Source organism: Solwaraspora sp. WMMA2101, assembly GCF_049179175.1.
In the GTDB taxonomy this organism is placed as follows: domain Bacteria; phylum Actinomycetota; class Actinomycetes; order Mycobacteriales; family Micromonosporaceae; genus Micromonospora_E.
This window is the reverse complement of the sequence record NZ_JBMHMA010000006.1, coordinates 4,964,488-4,985,340: the sequence shown is the minus strand read 5'-3', so window position 1 is coordinate 4,985,340 and position 20,853 is coordinate 4,964,488. Positions and strand designations below refer to the sequence as shown.

Annotated in this window: 11 protein-coding genes; 8 read left to right on the top strand and 3 right to left on the bottom strand. The window is 72.3% G+C overall.

Features of this window, described 5'->3' with window-relative positions:
* Nucleotides 1-61: 61 nt before the first annotated feature.
* Entirely contained in the window at nt 62-1,006 is a 945-nt protein-coding gene (locus ACN28F_RS23700) for an ABC transporter substrate-binding protein (protein WP_289210870.1), read from the bottom strand.
* A 524-nt stretch (nt 1,007-1,530) separates the two neighbouring features.
* Between ACN28F_RS23700 and ACN28F_RS23695 the strand changes: the two genes are divergently transcribed.
* The 5 genes from ACN28F_RS23695 to mmsB all read left to right on the top strand — a co-directional run bounded on the left by ACN28F_RS23695 (nt 1,531) and on the right by mmsB (nt 6,915).
* Complete coding sequence (locus tag ACN28F_RS23695) at nt 1,531-1,683, top strand: hypothetical protein (RefSeq protein WP_289210083.1); 153 nt, start codon at nt 1,531-1,533, stop codon at nt 1,681-1,683.
* Between the two features lie 26 nt (nt 1,684-1,709).
* Nucleotides 1,710-2,693, top strand: coding sequence for a LacI family DNA-binding transcriptional regulator (locus ACN28F_RS23690; protein ID WP_289210869.1), 984 nt, complete (start codon nt 1,710-1,712; stop codon nt 2,691-2,693).
* Nucleotides 2,694-3,069: 376 nt separating this feature from the next.
* Complete coding sequence (gene chvE / locus ACN28F_RS23685; protein ID WP_289210868.1) at nt 3,070-4,191, top strand: multiple monosaccharide ABC transporter substrate-binding protein; 1,122 nt, start codon at nt 3,070-3,072, stop codon at nt 4,189-4,191.
* Between the two features lie 7 nt (nt 4,192-4,198).
* Nucleotides 4,199-5,737 (top strand): multiple monosaccharide ABC transporter ATP-binding protein, encoded by a 1,539-nt coding sequence (mmsA, locus tag ACN28F_RS23680; RefSeq protein WP_289210082.1) that lies wholly within the window; start codon nt 4,199-4,201, stop codon nt 5,735-5,737.
* Complete coding sequence (gene mmsB, locus ACN28F_RS23675) at nt 5,734-6,915, top strand: multiple monosaccharide ABC transporter permease (protein WP_289210081.1); 1,182 nt, start codon at nt 5,734-5,736, stop codon at nt 6,913-6,915. Before mmsA ends, mmsB begins: the two co-directional genes overlap by 4 nt.
* A gap of 336 nt (nt 6,916-7,251) precedes the next feature.
* Here the strand turns inward: mmsB and ACN28F_RS23670 are convergent, their stop codons facing one another.
* Nucleotides 7,252-8,604, bottom strand: coding sequence for a condensation domain-containing protein (locus tag ACN28F_RS23670; protein WP_289210080.1), 1,353 nt, complete (start codon nt 8,602-8,604; stop codon nt 7,252-7,254).
* A gap of 8 nt (nt 8,605-8,612) precedes the next feature.
* Nucleotides 8,613-10,001 carry a condensation domain-containing protein gene (locus ACN28F_RS23665; protein WP_289210079.1) on the bottom strand — a complete coding sequence of 463 codons (1,389 nt, stop codon included), beginning with the start codon at nt 9,999-10,001 and terminating at the stop codon, nt 8,613-8,615.
* 237 nt (nt 10,002-10,238) lie between these two features.
* Between ACN28F_RS23665 and ACN28F_RS23660 the strand changes: the two genes are divergently transcribed.
* The 3 genes from ACN28F_RS23660 to ACN28F_RS23650 are packed head-to-tail and all read left to right on the top strand — an operon-like array spanning nt 10,239 to nt 20,817.
* Nucleotides 10,239-15,830 carry an amino acid adenylation domain-containing protein gene (locus ACN28F_RS23660; protein WP_421359745.1) on the top strand — a complete coding sequence of 1,864 codons (5,592 nt, stop codon included), beginning with the start codon at nt 10,239-10,241 and terminating at the stop codon, nt 15,828-15,830.
* A complete protein-coding gene (locus tag ACN28F_RS23655) occupies nt 15,827-17,383 on the top strand; it encodes an AMP-binding protein (protein ID WP_421359744.1) in 1,557 nt (518 codons plus the stop codon). The genes ACN28F_RS23660 and ACN28F_RS23655 overlap by 4 nt, the downstream gene beginning before the upstream one ends.
* A 17-nt stretch (nt 17,384-17,400) precedes the next feature.
* On the top strand, nt 17,401-20,817 hold the full coding sequence (locus ACN28F_RS23650; protein ID WP_421359743.1) for a non-ribosomal peptide synthetase: 3,417 nt from the start codon (nt 17,401-17,403) through the stop codon (nt 20,815-20,817).
* Nucleotides 20,818-20,853 lie beyond the last annotated feature (36 nt).

Sequence of the window (20,853 nt, the reverse complement as noted above, 5' to 3'; positions counted from 1 at the left end):
GGGGAGACCGCCACCGGCGGCCCTGCCGGGGTGTGTTCCGGTCAGGGCCGCCGGTCGTGGCTCAGTACTCCCGGGTGGGCAGGGCTTCCTTCGCCTGCTCCTGGGTGAAGGTGGTCTCCTCGGTGACCACCCGCTTCGGTACGGTCTCACCGGCGTGCACCTGCTTGACCAGCTCCATCAGCTGTGGCCCGAGCAGCGGGCTGCACTCCGCGATGAAGTTGATCTTGCCGTCGGCCAGGGCCTGCATGCCGTCGCGGACCGCGTCGATCGTGATGATCGTGATGTCCTGACCCGGCACCAGACCCGCGGCCTCGATCGCCTCGATGGCACCCAGGCCCATGTCGTCGTTGTGCGCGAACAGCACGTCGATGTCGTTGTGCGCCTGCAGGAAGGCCTCCATGACCTCCTTGCCCTTGGCGCGGGTGAACTCGCCGGTCTGCGACGCGATAATCTCGAACTTCGGGTCGGCGGCGATCGCCTCACCGAAGCCCTGCTTGCGGTCGTTGGCCGGCGCCGAGCCGGTGGTGCCCTGCAGCTCGACGATCTTGACCGGTCCCGGGTTGTCGGCGAACTCCTCGACCAGCCACTCCCCGGAGAGCCGACCCTCGAGGACGAAGTCGGAGCCGATGAAGCTCTCGTAGAGCGTCTCGTCCTGCGAGTCCACCGCCCGGTCGGTCAGGATCACCGGGATGTCGGCGTCCTTGGCCTCCTTGAGCACCGTGTCCCAGCCGGACTCCACGACCGGCGAGAAGGCGATCACGTCGACCTGCTGGGCGATGAAGTTGCGGATCGCCTTGATCTGGTTTTCCTGCTTCTGCTGCGCGTCGGCGAACTGCAGGGTGATCCCGGCCTCCTTGGCGGAGTCCTGGACCGACTTGGTGTTCGCCGTACGCCAGCCACTCTCGGCGCCGACCTGGGAGAAACCGAGGACGATCGCGTCGTCCCCGCCACCTGCGGCGCCGTCGCCGCCGGAGTCACCGCACGCGGCGGCGGTCGCCACCATCATCGCCGCGATCGCGACGGCGGAAAAACGTCTGAGCACTGCCTACCTCCCGCTGAGGCTGATGCCGCCCGCCAGGGGGACGGACGGCCGGCGGTCGAAACGGCCGGCGGGGCCGGTGGACCGATTGTTAGCGTTAACGTTGTCGCGGGTCGAAGCCCTCGTGGTACGTCGTGGCCTTCGACCCGTTTGCGCCCTCTCCAGGTGGCCAGACTGGAGCGGAGCCGTGCGGCAGCTGGGGGGCAACCGCCGCGTTTCAGGAGTGTTACCGTTCTCATCGAGCGCGTCAAGGGGGTGAATCGGGGCCGTTACCGGTCCGTTGCGAGGAACGCCCGTGAATCCCCCGGGCGAGCGCGGATCCCGCAGATGAGCGATAACATAGACAGCTGTCGTCCGCCAGAGTAGCCGCTCCGTTGCCCACCGCGTGCCGACCGCCCGGCGTACGACCGGCCGGGCGGTCGGTCACGGCGGTCACCTACACGCTGCCAGGCGTGATGGCGCGCCACGGTAGGTGACCGCTAACCTCGCTGGTGACGGAGCCGCCGCCGGTGGTGACCGGGCCGGCCGGCGTACCCGGCCCGGCACGTCGGACCGCCGCGCGGACCGGCACCGACGCCGGGCCGTCAGATCATCGGCACAGCGCCGGCTCGACCCGGCAGGACTTCGAGGGTGGGCAACGGTGAGCAGCAGAAGCGTCCGGGAACCGGCGATGACGGATGTGGCCCGGCTGGCCGGGGTCAGCCACCAGACGGTGTCCCGGGTGCTCAACGGCCACCCGAACGTACGGGAACAGACCCGGCTGCGGGTGCGGGCCGCGATCGCCGAGCTCGGCTACCGGCCGAACCGGGCCGCCCGGGCCCTGGTGACCGGGCGGTCCCAGGTGATCGGCGTGGTGGCCCAGAACTCCACTCTCTATGGTCCGGCGTCGCTGCTGGCCGCCTTCGAGCAGGCTGCCGGCGCGGCCGGGTTCGCGGTGAACGTCGGCAGCGTCCGCAGCCTGGACCGGCAGTCCATCGCCGGCGTGGTGGATCGCCACCTGGACCAGCGGGTCGCCGGGCTGGTGGTGATCGCCCCCGTGGTGAGCGCCGGGGAGGCCGTCGAGCAGGTGCCCGACGGCGTACCGCTGGTGACCATCGACGGCGATCCACGGCGCAACACCGCGCTGGTCACCGTCGACCAGGCCGCCGGCGCCCGGGCCGCCACCCGCTGTCTGCTGGAGGCCGGCCACTCCACCGTCTGGCACGTCTCCGGACCGGCGGACTGGTTCGACAGCGCCGGGCGGATCGCCGGCTGGGAGGAGACCCTGCGGGAGGCGGGCGCGGAGGTGCCGCCCCTGGTGCCCGCCGACTGGAGTGCCGCGTCCGGTTACCGGGCCGGGCAGATGCTGGCCCGGATGCGCGACGCCACCGCGGTCTTCGCCGCCAACGACCACCTCGCGCTCGGCATCCTGCGCGCCCTGAGCGAGCGGGGCCGCCGGGTCCCCGACGAGGTCAGCATCGTCGGCTTCGACGACGTGCCCGAGGCCGCCTACTTCACTCCCCCGCTGACCACCGTACGGCCGGACTTCGACGCGGTGGCCAAGGCGAGCCTGGCGTTGCTGCTGCGGCAGATCGAGTCCGGCGCCCGCAGCGACGAGCGACTCACCATCGAGCCGACCCTGGTCAGCCGCGACAGCGTGGCCCCGCCCCACTGACCCGCCGGCTCACTGACCGTCGACCCGCTGACCCGCCGACCGACTCGGGTCGACCGCTCACCGGCGCGGATCGACCGCTGGTCGCCACGGGTCGAAGATGTTTCGCACCGATTTCATCAACCTTGCACAGACTGCTTGACAGCGATCTTGTTAGCGATAACACTGCTGACTCACACGGCCAACGACCAGGCAACATATCCCTAATGTGGACGGCTGCGCCAGCCGCGCCGCCGCCCTGTCCCCGACCTCGGTCGGCGTACCTGCGGTCATGCCGTCCGGCCCGATCGCCGGTGCCGCACCCGGCACTCCCACCCGTGGCGACCGCCGCGGGCATCCCACCCGAGGGGAGACGTTCGTGTACCCACGCACCATCACCATGAGTCGACGCGCGGTCGCGGTCGGCGCGGCAGCCGTGCTGGCCGCCGCGCTGACCGCCTGCGGATCCAGTGAGAAGACCGTCGACCAGCAGGGCACCGGCGGCGACAACACCGGAGCCCTCGTCGGTGTCACCATGCCGACCCGGGTCTCCGAGCGCTGGATCAGCGACGGCGACAACGTCAAGGCCGCGCTGGAGGAGCTCGGCTACGAGGTCGACCTGCAGTACGCCGAGAACGACATCCCCACCCAGGCCAACCAGATCGAGAACCAGATCACCCGGGGTGCCCGGCTGCTGATCGTCGCCTCGATCGACGGCACCGCGCTCTCCACCCAGCTGGAGCAGGCCGCTGACCAGGGCATCCCGGTCATCGCCTACGACCGGCTGATCCGTAACAGCCCCAACGTGGACTACTACGCCACTTTCGACAACTTCAAGGTCGGCGTCCAGCAGGCCACCTCGCTGCTCGTCGGGCTCGGCATGCTCAACGCGGACGGCTCCGCCGGTGCGGCCACCGGACCGTTCAACATCGAACTGTTCGCCGGCTCCCCGGACGACAACAACGCCACCTTCTTCTTCAACGGCGCGATGTCGGTGCTGCAGCCGCACATCGACTCCGGCAAGCTGGTGGTCCGCAGCGGCCAGACCGACTTCGACACCGTCGCGATCCTGCGCTGGGACCCGGGCACCGCCCAGCAGCGGATGGAGAACATCCTCACCCGGACCTACCAGGGCGGCGTCACCGTCGACGGGGTGCTCTCGCCGTACGACGGACTCTCCATCGGCATCCTGTCCGCGCTCAAGAGCAACGGGTACGGCACCGCCGGCCAGCCCTACCCGGTGGTGACCGGGCAGGACGCCGAGGAGGCCTCGGTCAAGTCGATCCTGGCCGACGAGCAGTACTCGACGATCTTCAAGGACACCCGGGAGCTGGCCAAGAAAACGGTCGAGATGGCGCACGCCATCCTCAACGGGAACGAGCCGGAGGTCAACAACACCACCGACTACGACAACGGCGAGAAGGTCGTCCCGTCGTACCTGCTCGAACCGGTGATCATCGACAAGAGCAACTACGAGCTGTTGATCGAGAGCGGCTACTACACCGCGGACCAGCTGGGCTGAGCCGACGATGACCGCCGACGCCATCCTGCAGATGCGGGGAATCACCAAGACCTTCCCCGGCGTACGCGCTCTGCACGACGTGAACCTGAGCGTACGCCGGGGCGAGATCCATGCCATCTGCGGCGAGAACGGCGCCGGCAAGTCGACCCTGATGAAGGTCCTCTCCGGCGTCTACCCGCACGGGTCGTACGCCGGAGAGGTCACCTTCGACGGCCGGCCGTGCCACTTCGCCGGCATCCGCGACAGCGAGCACCGGGGCATCGTCATCATCCACCAGGAGCTGGCGCTGTGCCCGCAGCTGTCCATCGCGGAGAACATCTTCCTCGGCAACGAGCAGACCCGGCGCGGGCTGATCGACTGGAACCACACCAACCACCAGGCGGCCCGGCTGCTGGCCACGGTGGGTCTGGCCGAGAACCCGACCACGATCGTGTCCGAGATCGGCGTCGGCAAGCAGCAGCTCGTGGAGATCGCCAAGGCACTGTCCAAGCAGGTCAAGCTGTTGATCCTGGACGAGCCGACGGCCGCGCTCAACGACGAGGATTCCGCGCACCTGCTGGACCTGCTGCGTGGGCTGCGTGACACCGGCATCACCTGCGTGATCATCTCGCACAAGCTCGACGAGATCCTCGCCGTCGCGGACACGATCAGCATCCTGCGCGACGGTGAGCTGATCGAGACCCTCGACGTGGCCGACGACGGGGTCACCGAGGACCGGCTGATCTCCGGCATGGTCGGCCGGTCGATGGAGCACCGGTTCCCACCCCGGACCCCGTCGATCGGTGCCGAGGCGCTGCGGATCGAGGACTGGACGGTGCACTCCCCCGACGGTGACCGGCTGGTGATCGACCGGGCGAACCTGACCCTGCGCCGGGGCGAGATCGTCGGCCTCGCCGGACTGATGGGTGCCGGGCGGACCGAGCTGGCGATGAGTGTCTTCGGGCGGGCGTACGGCCGCGACATCAGCGGCCGGCTCGTCAAGGACGGCCGACCGGTGGAACTGCGCTCAGTTCGCGAGGCGATCGACCACGGACTGGCGTACGCCACCGAGGACCGCAAGCGGTACGGCCTGAACCTGATCGAGGACATCCAGCGCAACGTGTCGGCGGCCGGGCTGAGCCGGCTGGCCCGGCGCGGCTGGGTCGACGAGGGCGCGGAGCACCGGGTGGCCCAGGAGTTCCGGGCCAACATGAACATCAAGGCCCCGAGCGTGGCCAGCATCGTCGGCAAGCTCAGCGGCGGCAACCAGCAGAAGGTCGTGCTCTCCAAGTGGATCTTCACCGAGCCGGACGTGCTGATCCTCGACGAACCGACCCGGGGCATCGACATCGGCGCCAAGTACGAGATCTACTCGATCATCAACCAGATCGCCGACAACGGTACGGCGGTCCTGGTCATCTCCTCGGAGCTGCCTGAGCTGATCGGGCTCTGCGACCGGATCTACACGTTGTCGGCCGGCCGGATCACCGGCGAGGTCCAGCGTGCCGACGCCACCCAGGAACGACTCATGCAGCACATGGTGCAGGGACAGGAGGCCGGTCGGTGAACGCCGCCCGAATCAACATCCGCGAGAGCGGGATCTACATCGCGTTCGGGCTGATCGTCGCGCTGTTCGCGGTGTTGACCGACGGCGCGCTGCTGCAGCCGCAGAACATCTCGAACATCATCGTGCAGAACTCGTACGTGCTGATCCTGGCGATCGGGATGATCCTGATCATCATCGCCGGGCACATCGACCTGTCGGTCGGCTCGGTGGTCGGGGTGACCGGGGCGATCGCCGCCGTCCTGATGGTCGAGCACGACGTGCCCTGGCCGCTGGCGCTGCTGATCACCGTCATCGCCGGTGCCGCGATCGGCGCCTGGCAGGGCTTCTGGATCGCGTACTTCGGGATTCCGGCGTTCATCGTCACCCTCGCCGGCATGCTGCTGTTCCGGGCGCTGACCCTGACGGTGCTCGGCAACCAGGGCATCGGGCCGTTCCCGGACCCGGTCCGCACCCTCGCCAACGGCTTCACCGAAGGCTATCTGGGCAACATCGGACTCGGTCCGCTCGGCGGCGCGGACCTGACAAGTCTGTTGATCGGCCTGTTCGCCGTCGGCGGGATCGCGGTCAGCCAGTGGCGGGCCCGGGCCGCCAAGCTCGGCTACGACCAGGCGGTCGAGCCGCTGCCGCTGTTCCTGCTGAAGATCCTCGGCGCGTCGGCGGTGGTGCTGTTCGTCATCGTGCAACTGGCCCGGTTCAAGAACCTGCCCTGGGTGCTGGTGCTGCTGGCAGCGCTGGTGCTCGGCTACTCCCTGCTGACCAAGCGCGCCGTCTTCGGCCGGCAGATCTACGCCATCGGCGGCAACCTGCAGGCCGCAGTGCTGTCCGGGGTGAAGGCCCGCTCGGTGGTCTTCTGGATCTTCGTCAACATGGGTGTGCTGGCGTCGGTCGCCGGGATCGTCTTCGCCGGCCGGCTCAACCTGGCCGGACCGACCGCCGGTAACACCTTCGAGCTGGACGCGATCGCCGCCGCCTTCATCGGCGGTGCCGCCGTGCAGGGCGGGGTCGGCAAGGTGATCGGCGCGGTCACCGGCGGCCTGATCATGGGCGTGATCAACAACGGCATGTCACTGATCGGCGCGTCCAGCGAGAACGTCATGCTGGTCAAGGGCGCGGTGCTGCTCGCTGCGGTCGCCTTCGACGTGTGGACCAAGCGTCGGGCCGGAGCCAGCGCCCGCTGACTCCCGCCCGCTGACTCCGCCCGGTGACCGCCGTCGCGCCGATGGGTGTCGGAAATGGGTGGCGGTGCGGCGCAGCTCACCATCGCCCGGCGCCGCCGCACCGCCGCAGACCACCGCCGCTAGCCTGCTGGAGCTCAGTGGCTCCGCCAGCACCGGCCAACCCGGTGACGGTGGCCTGATCCGGCCACCTGCGGAGGTCACCTCGCGTTCCGTAGGCAACCACGCCTACCGCGACCTGCCCCGCCCCCACACGACGGGGGCGGAGCAGGACACTTTCAGGTGGAACAGTGACCGGGCCATCCCCCACAGTGCAACCTCTGGGCCCCGGTCGCCGGGTCAGCCGCCGGCGGCCCGCACCAGGCTCGCCTCGACGGTGACCAGCAGGTCCTCGACGTCGCCGGGCGGCAGGTACCCGGTGTCCGCCGTGACCACCAGCGCGGCCCCGCCCGGGTCGTCCATCACCTGCCAGCGGCACCGCCAGGCAAACCGGTCCGGTGCCGGCAGCCAGGTCAGCACACTGCGGTCGGTCGCGGCCCACAGTGCCGCCCGGTCGGCGACCGGTGCCGGCCCGCTCTCCCGGGGCAGCCGCAGGTCGTTGACGTAACAGTGTGGTGCCAACGCGGAGGCGAGGTGGTGTCCACGCGCGGCGAACGCCGCCGCCAGCGTCGCCGGGTCGTAGTAGGCGTGCCGGTACGCCGCCAGTGCCGCCTGCCAGGTCGGGCCGAGCAGGTCGGTGAGGCGACGCCGGCCGGTCAGGTCGAGGTGACACAGTCCGATCTGGTTGAGGCTGGCGACGGCGGTGCGGTGGTGCACCCGGAACCGGTTGCTGGACATGGTGACCAGCCCACAGCCGTCGGTGCCGGCCCGGTCGGCGACCGCCAGGGCGATCGCGGCCAGCAGCACCGTGGCGGTGCTCACCCCGTACCGGGCGGCGACCGCCCGGGCGGCCAGGTCCACCGCGCCGGAGACCAACCGGGCGACCCGGTGCCGTGGCCCGGCGCCGACCGGATCATGCGACCCGGCACCGACCCCGGCCGGGAACATCTCGGCGGGCAGGCGCTCGAACTGCGCGAGCCAGTGCCGCGCCGCCCGCTGCGACCGGGGGCCGCCGTGGCGCGCCTCGTCGGCGGCGACGTCCGCCGGTTGCCAGCCGGCCGGTCCGGGTACGGCACCGCGCAGCACCGCCAGCCGCAGGTCCCGCAGCAGGATCTCGGCGGCGTGGAAGTCGACCACGGCGTGGCTGAAGGCGAGCGCCACCTGACGTATCCGGTCACCGCAGCGGACCAGACCGACCCGCAGGGCGAACTCGTCACGGTGGTCCACCGGGTCGGCGGCCAGTTCCGCGGCGAGCTCCGTCGCGGCCCGCGCACCGTCGGGGTCGGCCCGCGACGGCGGTACGGCGAGCAGGCGCACCGGCAGCGTGCCGGTGGCCGCGACCACCTGGCACAGGTCGTCGCCGGCCGGCTGGAAGCCGGTTCGCAGCGCCGCGTGCCGCTCGACGAGCAGCCCGACCGCCCGGCTCAGCCGCCCGACGTCGGCGTCGACCCGGTCGGGCACCCGCAGGGTGCGGGGCAGGTAGGGCACCGCCGGGGCGGTGTCGAAGGCGGCCCGGTCCGGCCAGGTGGCGCGTTGGCTCCAGGTCAGCGGTGCCACGGCGGCCGACGACGCGGCGACCCGAATGTTGGGCACCGGACGGCTCAGCCGCGCCCGCCGGGCTGCCAGGGCCAGCCGACGTCACGGTGGGCGGCCTCGATCAGCAGCCGCTCCAGGTCCCGCAGGTAGGGCTCGACCGTCTCCGGTGGCAGGAACCGGCTGTCCGCGCTCAGGGTGAGCCCGACGGCGTCCGGGGCGTCCACGACGTGGATCAGCCGGTGCCAGGAGGCGACGTCGAGCCCGTCGGTCCAGCTGAAGGTGCTGCGCTCGGCGGCGGCCCGTAGCTGAGGCTCGGACCGCTCGACGACGTCGTCGAGCGCGTTGCCTGCCGGCAACCGTACGTCGTTGAAATAGTAGTGCGGGAGAAATGCCGTGGTGTAGTCGTACCCCATCGTCTCGAAATTCTTTCGCATCGCTGCGGTGTCGTAGTAGGCGTGCGAATAGCCGTCTAGCGCGACCCGGTAGATCCGTGGTAGCAGCTCGAAGAAACTCGGCCGGTCGGCAACATCAAGGAAACAGAAGCCGATCTGTCCAAGATTGGCCACGGCGTCGACGTACTCGGGTCGGAATCGGTTGTGCGCCATGTTGAACAAACCGCAGACCTGCCGGTCGGTCGCGCCGGCGGCGAGCGCCGTGGACGCGGCGAGCAGCACCGTGGAAACGCTGGTGCGATGCGTGGCGGCGATCATCCGGGCGGCGGTGGCGACGGCCGGCGAGACCAGGGTGCCCCGGCGCAGCCGGGGGGTGAGCTCGGGCGCCACCTGGTCGAACGGGGTGCCGGCCAGCCGCTCGTACCGTCGGGCCCAGTACGCCACCGCCCGGTCCGACCGGGCCTGGTCGGGGCCGTGCTGACGGCGTGCCACGTCCAGCGACTGCAGCCCTGCGGGGGTGCGCAGGTCGCCCCGGAGCAGAATCAACCGCAAGTCACGCAGGACCACGTCGACCGCATAGGCGTCCACCGTGGAGTGACTGAAGATCAGTACCAGTTGGCGTACCCGATCGTCGACCTGGACCACGGCGAACCGCACCGGCCACTCCCGCGCGTGGTCGAACGCGACGTCGCCGAGGCGGCGCATCAACCCGGCGGCGGCCTCGCTGCCGTCACCGGCACCGGCCACGACCAGAATCGGCACCTGCCCAGCGGCGGCGACCTCCTGGCGGTCGGTGCCCTCCGGAGTCGGGCAGACCCGGGTCCGCAGCCCGGCGTGCCGGCCGACCAGGGTGCCGATCGCCCGCGCCACGCTGGTCAGGTCGTCGGGTGCCCGGCGGGGCACCGCGAGCACCCGGCGCAGGTTGAGGAACAGGTGCTGGGTCTTCGACAAGGTGGCGGCGCGCCACATCACCTGCTGGGCCCAGGTCATCGGGCCGCGGTCGGTGCGGCCCGCGTGAAACTCGGCGTGGATCAGATCGTCCATGGCCCACTCGGTGGGCACGACAGCATCCGCGAATCGCATTCCTGACGGTACGACGGCACGACGTGCAGCGAATCGATCGTTCGTCTGCACCACCTTGCACCAAAAGTTGATTCCCATGTCTCGATGACGCAAGTCAGGCTGATGGTTCATGACGAGAGATTGAGGGCGGCCTGGGTGACGAATCTTGACCTACCAGCGCAGGACATCCCTATTCAATCACACGTGATTCAGCACCGAAAAGGGCAAAGTCCGACTTTGTCGTTCGGCCAGGAGCGAATCTGGTTCACCGAGCAGCTGACCCCGGGCACCGCCGGCTACGTGGTGCACAGCACCGTACGGGTGCGCGGGCCGCTCGACGCCGGGCTGCTACGCGCCGCGCTGGACACCGTCGCCGCCCGCCACGACAGCCTGCGCATGCGGTTCACCGAGAGCCCCGACGGCGAGCCGCAGGTCGAGGTGGTGCCGGAGGTCGCGGTGCCGTTCACGGTGACCGACGCGGTCGACGAGGCACACGCCCGGCGGCTGGTCGACGACGCCGTACGGTCGCCGTTCGACCTGGCGGCCGCCCCGCTGCTGCGGGCGCTGCTGGTCCGCCTCGGCGAGGGCGACCAGGTGCTGCACGTCGGGATGCACCACATCGTCAGCGACGGCTGGTCGCTGAACCTGCTGCTCACCGAGGTCGCCACCCTCTACGGCGCGCTCACCGACGGCCGGCCGGTGCCGCCACCGCCGGCCATCGACTACGTCGACTACGCCCGCTGGCAGCGCGACCGGGCCGACGGTCCGGCCGCCGAACGGGAGCTGGCGTACTGGACGACGACGCTGGCCGGGGTGCCGGCGCTGGACCTGCCGACCGACCGGCCCCGGCCGGCGGCGCAGTCGTACGCCGGTGACGTACACCGGTTCACCGTCGACGCCGAGCTGACCGCCGGGCTGCGCCGGCTCGGCCGCACGCACCGCAGCACCCTCTACATGATCCTGCTCGCCGGCTGGCAGTCCGTGCTGTCGCGCTACAGCGGTCAGCGGGACTTCGCCGTCGGCTCCCCGGTCGCCGGCCGGGTGGTGCCGGAGGTGGAGAACCTGGTCGGGCTCTTCGTCAACACGGTCGCGATCCGCGCCGACCTGTCGCGCACCGACGCCGCAGGCGAGCGCGGTGCCGTTGGGCAGCGCGGCGACGGCGACAGCGGGGAGCCCGGCGCCGACGACGGGGAGCCGAGCTTCGCCGAGGTGCTGCGGCGTACCCGCCGCCGGGTGCTCGGGGCGCTCAGCCACCAGCAGGTGCCGTTCGAACGGCTGGTCAAGGAGTTGAACGTCAGCCGCGACGTCAGCCGGGCACCGGTGTTCCAGGTGCTGTTCACGTTGCAGAACTACGGGCGGGCGCAGAGCCGGTGGCCGGCGGGGATCGAGACCGCGGCGTTCGGCAGCGACGCCGCCGCCGCCCGGTTCGACCTGTCGCTGTACGTCAGCGAAACCGACGACGGGCTGCTGCGGGCGATGCTGGTCTACGACACCGACCTGTTCGACGCCGCGACCGTGGCCCGGCTCGCCGGCCACTACCAGGCGCTGCTGCGGGCCGCCGTGGCCGCACCCGACCGGCCGGTGGTGGACCTGCCGCTGCTCGACGCCGCGCAGCGGCGGGAGCTGGACGGGTACGCGACCGGGCCGGTGCCGCCGGCAGACCGGCCCCGCCCGGTGACCGCCGGGGCGGCCACCCTGGCCGACCTGGTCACCCGGCACGCGGTGGCCGCCGGGCAGGCGACGGCGGTGGTCTGCGGCGACGACCGGATCAGCTACGCCGACCTGGACCGGCAGGCCAACCAGCTGGCCCACCACCTGCGCGAACACGGGGTACGCCCCGGCCGGGTGGTCGGCGTCTGCCTGGAGCAGTCGGTGCAGCTGGCCGTCGCCCTGCTCGGGGTGCTGCGCGCCGGTGGCGCGTACCTGCCGCTGGATCCGGAGCAGCCGACCGCCCGGCTGGCGCTGATGCTCGCCGACGCCGCGCCGGCCGCCGTACTGACCAGCACCACCGTGCGTACCGGGCTCGGTGGCGACGCGGCGCCACCGGCGGTGGCGGCCGCGATCTGCCTGGACCGGATCGGCCCGGAGCTGGCGCGTCGACCGACGCGCCCACCGGACGGCGGTGCCGGCGGCGACGACCTGGCGTACGTCATCTACACCTCCGGCTCCACCGGGGTGCCCAAGGGGGTCGCGGTCGCCCACCGGCCGGTGCTCAACTACCTCGACGGCGTCGCCGAACGGTTCGCCGTGGTGCCGGCCGCCCGGTACGCGCTGCTGCAGTCGCTGTCGTTCGACTTCAGCGTGACGGTCTTCTACCTGGCGCTGGCGACCGGCGGCTGCGTGCACCTGGTGCCCCGCCGGTGCACCGGCGACGAACTCGCCGAGGTGCTGCGGTCCGACGCCATCGACTACCTGAAGATGACCCCGTCGCATCTGCGGGCGTTGGCCGCCGAGGCGGGCACCGCCCGGCTGCTGCCCCGGCGGGCCCTGATCCTCGGCGGTGAGGCGGCCGACCTGGCCTGGGCCGCCGAGCTGGCCGGGCACGGGGTGCCGGTGTTCAACCACTACGGCCCCACCGAGGCGACGGTCGGCGTCACCACGTACCGGGTGTCACCCGACGAGCGGGGGCCGGGCAGCGTCCCCATCGGACGGCCGCTGCCGTACGCCCGGGTGTCCGTGCTCGACACCCGGATGCGGCCGGTGCCGGTCGGGGTGCCCGGCGAGATCTACCTCGGCGGCGACCGGCTCGCCGAGGGCTACCTGCACCAGCCGGAACTGACCGCGCAGCGGTTCGTCGACGACCCGTCCGGTGCCCCCGGCGACCGGCTGTACCGCACCGGCGACCTCGGCAGATGGCGCGCCGACGGCAACCTGGTCTTCCTCGGCCGCACCGACCACCAGGTCAAGATCCGTGGCTACCGGGTGGAGCTGGGTGAGGTCGAGACGGCCCTGCGGGAACTGCCCGGGGTCCGGCAGGCCGCAGCAGTGCTGCGCGACGACCGGCTCGTCGGCTACCTGGAACGGGCCGACCAGCCGGCAGCGCCCAGGGCCGACCCACCGGCCGCCCCGGAGCCCGCCGAGCTGCGTCGGCTGCTCGCCGACCGGCTCCCGGACCACATGATCCCCGCCCGGTTCTGCTGGCTGGACCGGCTCCCACTGCAGGACCACGGCAAGGTCGACCGGGCGGCACTGCCGGAGCCGTCCGACGGGCCACCCACCGGGGCGTACGTCGCGCCGCACGGCCCGGTGCAGACGATGATCGCGGAGATCTGGCAGGCCGTCCTGCAGGTGCCCCGGGTCGGTGCCACCGACGACTTCTTCGACCTGGGCGGACACTCCCTGCTGGCCACCCAGGTGATCGCCCGGCTGCGCCGGCAACTGCCGCAGGTCCGCCCCGACGTCGAACGGCCGTCGGTCACCGTGATGGACCTGTTCCGGCACCGGACCGTACGTGACCTCGCGGCGCTGCTTACCGACGGTGCCGCGCGGGCCGACGGCCTGCTGCACGAGCTGACCGCCCCGGTGACCACCGGACGGCCGGTCGCGACCCTGGTCTGTGTCCCGTACGGCGGTGGCAGCGCGGTCGTCTACCAGCCGCTGGCCGACGCCCTGCCGCCCGGATACCGGCTGTTGTCGGTGGCGATGCCCGGTCACGACATCGGCCTGGCCGACGAACCGGCACCGATCGAGGAGATCGCCGACGGGGTGGTCAGCGAGATCCTCGACCGGGTCGACGGGCCGGTGATCCTGTACGGACACTGTGGGCCGGGCGGCGCGGTCACCACCGAGGTGGCCCGCCGGTTGGAGGCGGCCGGTCGGGACCTGACGGCGGTCTACCTCGGCGCGGTCTTCCCGTTCGGCCGCCCGAGCGGCGGCCTCCTCGGACCGCTGCTACGGATGCGCCTGGTGGACCGGATCCGCAGTGACCGGATCTACCGGACCTGGTTGCAGGCGCAGGGCACCGCGGTCGGGTCCCTCGACCCGGACGAGATGGCGTTCCTGATCCGGGCGATGCGCCACGACGCGCAGGTCTCCGAGGAGTACTTCACCGCGCTGCTGCGTGACCGGGTCACCCCGCTGCGGGCCCCGGTGATCTCGGTCGTCGGCGAGCAGGACCGCAGCACCGACTTCCATCAGGAACGGTTCCAGGAGTGGCACTTCCTGACCGACCGGACCGCGCTGGCGGTGATCGACGAGGCGGGGCACTACTTCCTGAAGTACCGGGCGGCGGAGCTGGCGTCGATCGTCACCGGCAGCCACCTCGGCCTGTCCGACGCCACCGCCGACGGACCACGATCCTCCGGCCCGGTGCCGGCGGACAGCTCACCGGCCGACGACTCCCCGGATCCGGGGTGGCGGCTGGTGGCGGTCTCCGACCGGGGCCCGGCGGCCGCCGTCAGCACGGCAGCCGCTGCTCCCGCCACCGGCGATACCGCCGTCGGGTCCCGTACCGCCGCCGGGCCGCCCACCGACCAACCGGCCGGGCCGCCGCCCAGCCTGCGCCGGTTCGGCCTGGTCGCGGCCGGCCAGATCATCACCACCACCGGTACGGCACTGACCAACTTCGCCGTACCACTGTGGATCTATCTGGAGACCGGCTCGCTGGCCCGGTTCGCGCTCTTCTCGATCGTCAGCCTGCTGCCCGGCCTGCTGCTCGCGCCGCTGGCCGGGGCGGTGATCGACCGGACGAGCCGCCGGCGGGTGCTGCTGGCCGCGAGCGTCGCCGCCGGTGGGGCCAAGGCGGTGATGGCCGGGCTGCTGCTCACCGACCGGGCCGAGATCTGGCACTTCTACCTGCTGGTCGGCTGGCTGTCGGTGGTGCTGGCGTTCCAGCGGCTGGCGTTCGTGTCGGCGGTGCCGCAGCTGGTGCCCAAGCGGTTCCTCGGCCACGCCAACGGGGTGACCCAGACCGCGCTCGGGCTGACCCAGTTCATGGTGCCGCTGCTCGCGGTCGGCGCACTCGAGGCGGTCGGCCTGGCCGGCATCATGGTCATCGACGTGACCGCGTACCTGTTCGCCATCGCGGTGCTGATCGCCATCCGGTTCCCCCGCACGTTGGCGCTGCAGCGACGGGAGAGCCTCGGGCAGGAGATCCTCGGCGGGTTGCGCTACTCGCTGCGCCGCCGCGAGTTCCGCAGCATGCTCGCCTTCTTCGCCGCGCTGAACCTCTTCCTGTTCCCGGTGCTGTTCCTGCTCTCGCCGCTGGTGCTCGGCTTCGCCGACCTCGCCGAGGTGGCGCGGATCGCGCTCACCGGCGGCGTCGGCGCGGCCCTCGGCGGCCTGGTGATGCTGGTCTGGGGCGGGCCGCGCCGGTACCGGATGCGGGCCGTGCTGATCGGCACCCTCGGCATCGCAGTGGCCTGCGTGGTGACCGGGCTACGCCCGAGCCTGCTGGTCATCGGCGCCGGAGCCTTCGGCATGTACTGCGCGTTGGGCCTGGTCAACGGCATCTACAACACGATCATCCAGATCAAGGTGCCGGCCCGGTTCCACGGCCGGGTGTTCGCCCTCAACCAGATGGTCGCCTGGTCGACGATGCCGCTCGGCTGGGGGGTGATCGCGCCGCTGGCGACCGCCGTACTGGAGCCGCTGCTGATGCCCGACGGCGCGTTGGCGACGTCGGTGGGCGCGGTGATCGGCGTCGGGCCGGGCCGGGGCATCGCCCTGCTGTACGTCGTGTTCGGACTGTGCATCGGGCTGACCGCCGTCGTGTCGCTGCGGACCCGGGTGTTGTCCCGCTTCGACGACGAGGTCCCCGACGCGCCCCCGGACGACCTGGTCGGCATCGAGGTCCGACAGGCCCGACTGGTTGCCCGGAGCGCCCGGTGACCGCGCCCGTGCGGACCGTACCGGAGCTGCTCGACTGGCGCTGCTCCGTGCACCCCGACCGGGTCGCGGTCGAGGTGCCCGGCGTCGACCAGCTGACCTTCGCGCACTGGCGGCGCGACGCCGGACGGATCGCCCGGGCGCTGCGCGACGCCGGGGTCGGTGCCGGCGACCGGGTCGGACTGGTCTTCGGTGCCCGCGACTGGACCGGGTACGCGGTGGCGTACTGCGGCGTGCTGCGCGCCGGGGCGGTCGCGGTGCCACTGTCCGACCGGCTCGCACCGGGTCAACTGGCGTACGCGCTGGGACACTGCGACGCCCGCTGGGTGATCCACGGATCCCGCATGGGCGACGGATCCGGGTCCGGACCGGGGTCCGCGTCCCGATCCGGGCCCGTCGCCGCGCCGGTGGTGCCGGCCGGGGTGACCGTCCGGTCCGTCGCCGACCTGCTCACCACCGACGGTACGGAACCGTCCGGTGCCGCCGATGAGGGCGGCATCGGTCTGCCGCACCCCGGTGACCTGGCGCAGATCCTCTACACCTCCGGCACCACCGGCCGCCCCAAAGGAGTCGGTGCCAGCCACGCGAACCTGGTCGCCGGGGCACCGACCCACCCCCGCCGGCTGGCGTTGGCGCACTCGCAGCGGTTCCTGCACGCGTTCCCGATCGGCACCAACGCCGGGCAGACGATGCTGTTCAACGCGATGACCGCGAAGGCGGCGGCGCTGACCCTGCCCCGGTTCACCCCGCTGCGGTTCGCCCGGCTGATCCCCACCGCCGGCACCCTGTTCCTGGTGCCGTCGATGGCGATCGAACTCCTGGAGTCCGGCGTGCTGGACGACTGCGACACCTCCGGGGTGGCGCTGGTCGGCTCCACCGCGGCGGCGCTGGCCCCGGCGGTGGCCGCCCGGCTCGCCGCGGCGTTCCCGGCCGCGACGATCGTCAACTACTACTCGTCGACCGAGGCGGCACCCGCGCAGACCGTGATGATCTACGACCCGGCTCGGCACGCCGCAGTCGGCCGGCCGGTCGACGGCGCGCTGCGCATCGCCGACGACCAGGGCCGCCCGCTGCCGCCCGGCACCGTCGGCGAGGTCTGGCTGCGCTGCGCCCATCCGCGCGCCTACTTTCGCGACGACGAGGCCAACCGGGCCACCTTCCGGGCCGGCTGGGTACGGATGGGCGACCTCGGCCGGCTCGACGACGACGGCTACCTCTACCTGACCGACCGCCACCAGGACGTGATCAAGTCGGGTGCGTTCAAGATCTCCACCCTGGAGGTGGAGGCGGCGCTGCACGAGCATCCCGCCGTCGGGCAGGCGGCGGTCGTCGCCGTACCGCACCCGGTGCTCGGGTCGGCGGTCGCCGCCGTCCTGGTGGCCCGCCCCGGCAGCGACCCCGCCGCGCTGCGGCTACCGGCGGTACGGCAGTTCCTCACCGGCCGGCTCGCCGACCACCAGCTGCCGGCCCGGCTGGTGGTGACCGACGCGTTGCCCCGCAACGAGGCCGGCAAGGTCCTCAAACGACAACTGACCGCTCTGTTCGACCTGAAATGACCACCAGGAGGAGTTCCGTGGGCATCGCCGACGCCACGTACGCACAGCACGCTGTCTGGTTCACCGAACAGGCCGGGGTGGCCGGTACGGCGTACCACATGGCTCTGGGGGTGTGGTTCGGCGACGGCCTGGACCGGGCCGCGTTGGCCGCCGCCTGCGATGCCGTGGTCACCCGGCATCCGATGCTCGGCTGCCGCGTCGACGAGGTCGACGGCGTACCGCGACTCGTGCCGGCCGCCCGACGGCCGCAACTGACCGACGGCGACCCTGCGGTCGACGCCACCGACCCGGCCTGCGTCGCCGCCGAGATCGCCCGGGCCCACGACCTGCGAACCGGTCCGCTGGCCCGGTTCGGCCTGCTCGCCGGCACCGACGGGCGGCATCTGCTGCTGGTCACCGCCCACCACCTGGTGTTCGACGGGATGTCCAAGGACGTGCTGGTCCGCGACCTGGCGGTGGCCTACAACGCGGCGCGGGCCGGCCGACCTGTCCGGCTGCCGGCCCCGGACGATCCGGCCGGTCGGGCGGCCGACGGTCCGGCGGACGCGGTGCCGGCGGCCGGCCCGGCGAGTTGGGCGACGGCGGAGCGTGACCGGGTCGCGGCCGGGATCCCGGCTGCCCGGGCCCACTGGGCCGCTCACTGGTCCGGGCCCGGCGGTGTCGTCCTGCCCGGGCTCACCCGGGTGCCGGTCGCCGCCGAACCTGGTGCCAGCGTTCCGGTCACCCTCGACGCGGACCTGGTCCACGGGCTGGACCGGGCCCGCCGCACGCTCGGGGTGACCCGTTTCGAACTGTTGCTCGCCGTCGTGCTGGCCGTGTTCGACCGGTACGGCAACCGGCAGGTGCCGGTCGGCGTCGGACTGTCCACCCGCACGCCGGGCACCGCCGACGAGATCGGGCTGTTCGTCAACGAACTGCCGGTGTGCGTCGCCGTCACCGACGGCGGCTTCGGCGACCACGCGGCGGCCGTGCGGCGGCAGGTCCGCGCGTTGAACGCGATCCGGTCGGTGCCGTTGGCGCAGGTGGTCACCGGCCTGCGCCCGGCACCGTCGGTCACCCCGGTGTCGGTCGGCTACCGACGACGCGGCGCGGCGCCGGTGTTCGACGGCGTACCGAGCAGCGTCGAATGGTCACTGTTCTGCGGAGCGGCCCGCAACGCGCTGCACCTGCAGGTCGTCGACGGACCCGGATCCGGATCCGGATCCGACGGCGGGTCCGACGGTGGCGGCGATGGTGGCGGTGGCGGGTCCGACGGTGGCGGCGGAGGCGATGCCGCTGTCGGTCTGGTCGAGCTGAGCCTGCAGTACAGCCCGTCGGCGATCCCCGCCGACGCGGTCGCCCGGATCGGCACGCACCTGCGCATCATGCTCGCCGCCGTGGTCGCCGACCCGCACCAGCCGGTCCACGGCCTTCCGTTGCTGTCCGCCGACGAACTCGACCAGGTGACCCGGGTGTTCGCCGCCGGCGACCGGGGCCGCCCCGAACCCGCCACCGTGCCGGAGCTCTTCGCCGCGCAGGTGCGCCGGGATCCGGCGGCGGTCGCGGTGATCGACGGCGACCGGCAGCTCAGCTACGCCGAACTGGACGCCGCCAGCGCCCGCCTCGCCGCGATCTTCCGCCAGTTCGGCGTCGGGGCGGGGTCGCTGGTCGCGGTGGCGCTGGACCGGTCCTGGCAGGCGATCGCCGCGCAGCTCGCCGCCATGCGCTGCCGCGCCGGGTACGTGCCGGTCGACCCCGGACATCCACCCGTACGGCAGACGATGATCGTCGGCGACGCCGAACCGGCGCTGCTGGTCACCACGGCCGCCGTGGCCGCCCGACTGCCGACCGGCGTCCCGGTGCTCGCCCTCGACCGGACCGAGCCTGCCGACGGTAGCGAGCCTGCCGACGGTAGCGAGCCTGCCGACGGTGGCGACCCGGGCGCCGGTGGCGACCCGGGCGACCTCGCCGGACTGCCCGACCTCGCCGGACTGTGCGTCCTGCCCGGCCCGGTGGAGCCGACGCAACGGCCCGGGGCCGACGACGTGGCGTACGTGCTCTACACCTCCGGCTCGACCGGTCGTCCCAAGGGCGTGGTGGTGCCGCACGGTGCCCTGGCGCACCTCGTGCAGGCGATGCGCGACCGGTTCGGTGGCGGCCCCGGTCACCGGTGGCTGCAGTTGACGTCACTGTCGTTCGACATCAGCGCGGTGGAGATCTACCTGCCGTTGACCACCGGTGGGACGGTGGTGGTCGCGACCGGGGTGAGCGCCCTGGACGGTGCCGGCGTGCTGCGGCTGGTCCGCCAGACCGGCGTCACCCACCTGCAGGCGACACCGTCCGGGTGGCAGGTGCTGCTGGCGGCCGGCCTGGCCGACCCGCTGGTCGCGGTCACCGGCGGCGAGGAGCTGCCGGTGCCGGTGGCCCGCCAGTTGCGCGCGCGGGTGGACCGGCTGGTCAACGGGTACGGGCCGACCGAGGCGACGATCTACGCGACGATGGCGGAGATCCCGCCCGATCCGGCGGCGGTGACGATCGGGCGGCCGCTGCCGCACACCGCCGCGTACCTGCTCGACGAGCGTGGCCGGCCGGTGCCGGTCGGCGTACCGGGTGAACTGGTGCTCGGCGGGGCCGGCGTCGCCGCCGGCTACCTTCGCCGGCCGGAGCTGACCGCCGAACGGTTCGTGACCGACCCGTTCGCCGCCGGGGACGCCGCCGCCCGCTGCTACCGCACCGGGGACGTCTGCCGGTGGCTGCCGGACGGACAGATCGAGTTCCTCGGCCGAGCCGACGACCAGGTCAAGATCCGCGGCCACCGGATCGAACTCGGCGAGATCACCGCCCGGCTGCTGGAGCATCCGTCGATCGCCCAGGCGGCGGTGCTGCTGCACACCGGGACGGCACCGGACGACGGCAGCGCCGTGCCGGACGACACCCGCCAGCTGGTCGCGTACCTCGTCCCGGCCGGGACGGCACCGACCGTGACGCAGCTGCGCCAGCATCTCACCCGGACGCTGCCAGCGGTGATGGTGCCGGGTGCCTGGGTGCTGCTGGACCAGCTGCCCACGGGCCCGAACGGCAAACTCGACCGCGCCGCCCTGCCGGCCCCGACCCGCGACGTCGCCGGCCGGGCGCCGACAGACCCGGAGACGGTGGTACCGACGGACCCGGAGACGGTGGCGCCGGCGGCGGACCCCGCCGCGACAGACCCCGAATCGGCGGACCCGATCGTGGCCGAGATCCGGACGATCTGGCAGGACGTGCTGCAGATCCCCGAGATCGGTCTGCACGAGGACCTGTTCGACCTGGGCGGGCATTCGCTCACGGTCACCCGGATCAGCAGCCGGATCCACCGGCGGCTCGGCGTCGAGGTGCCGTTGGAGACCTTCTTCGACGCCCCGACGATCGCCGAGATCGCCGACGTCGTCCGCGACGCGGCCACCATCCGGGCCTGACACCTCCGGCGGCCCGAGACCTCCGGTGCCCGACAC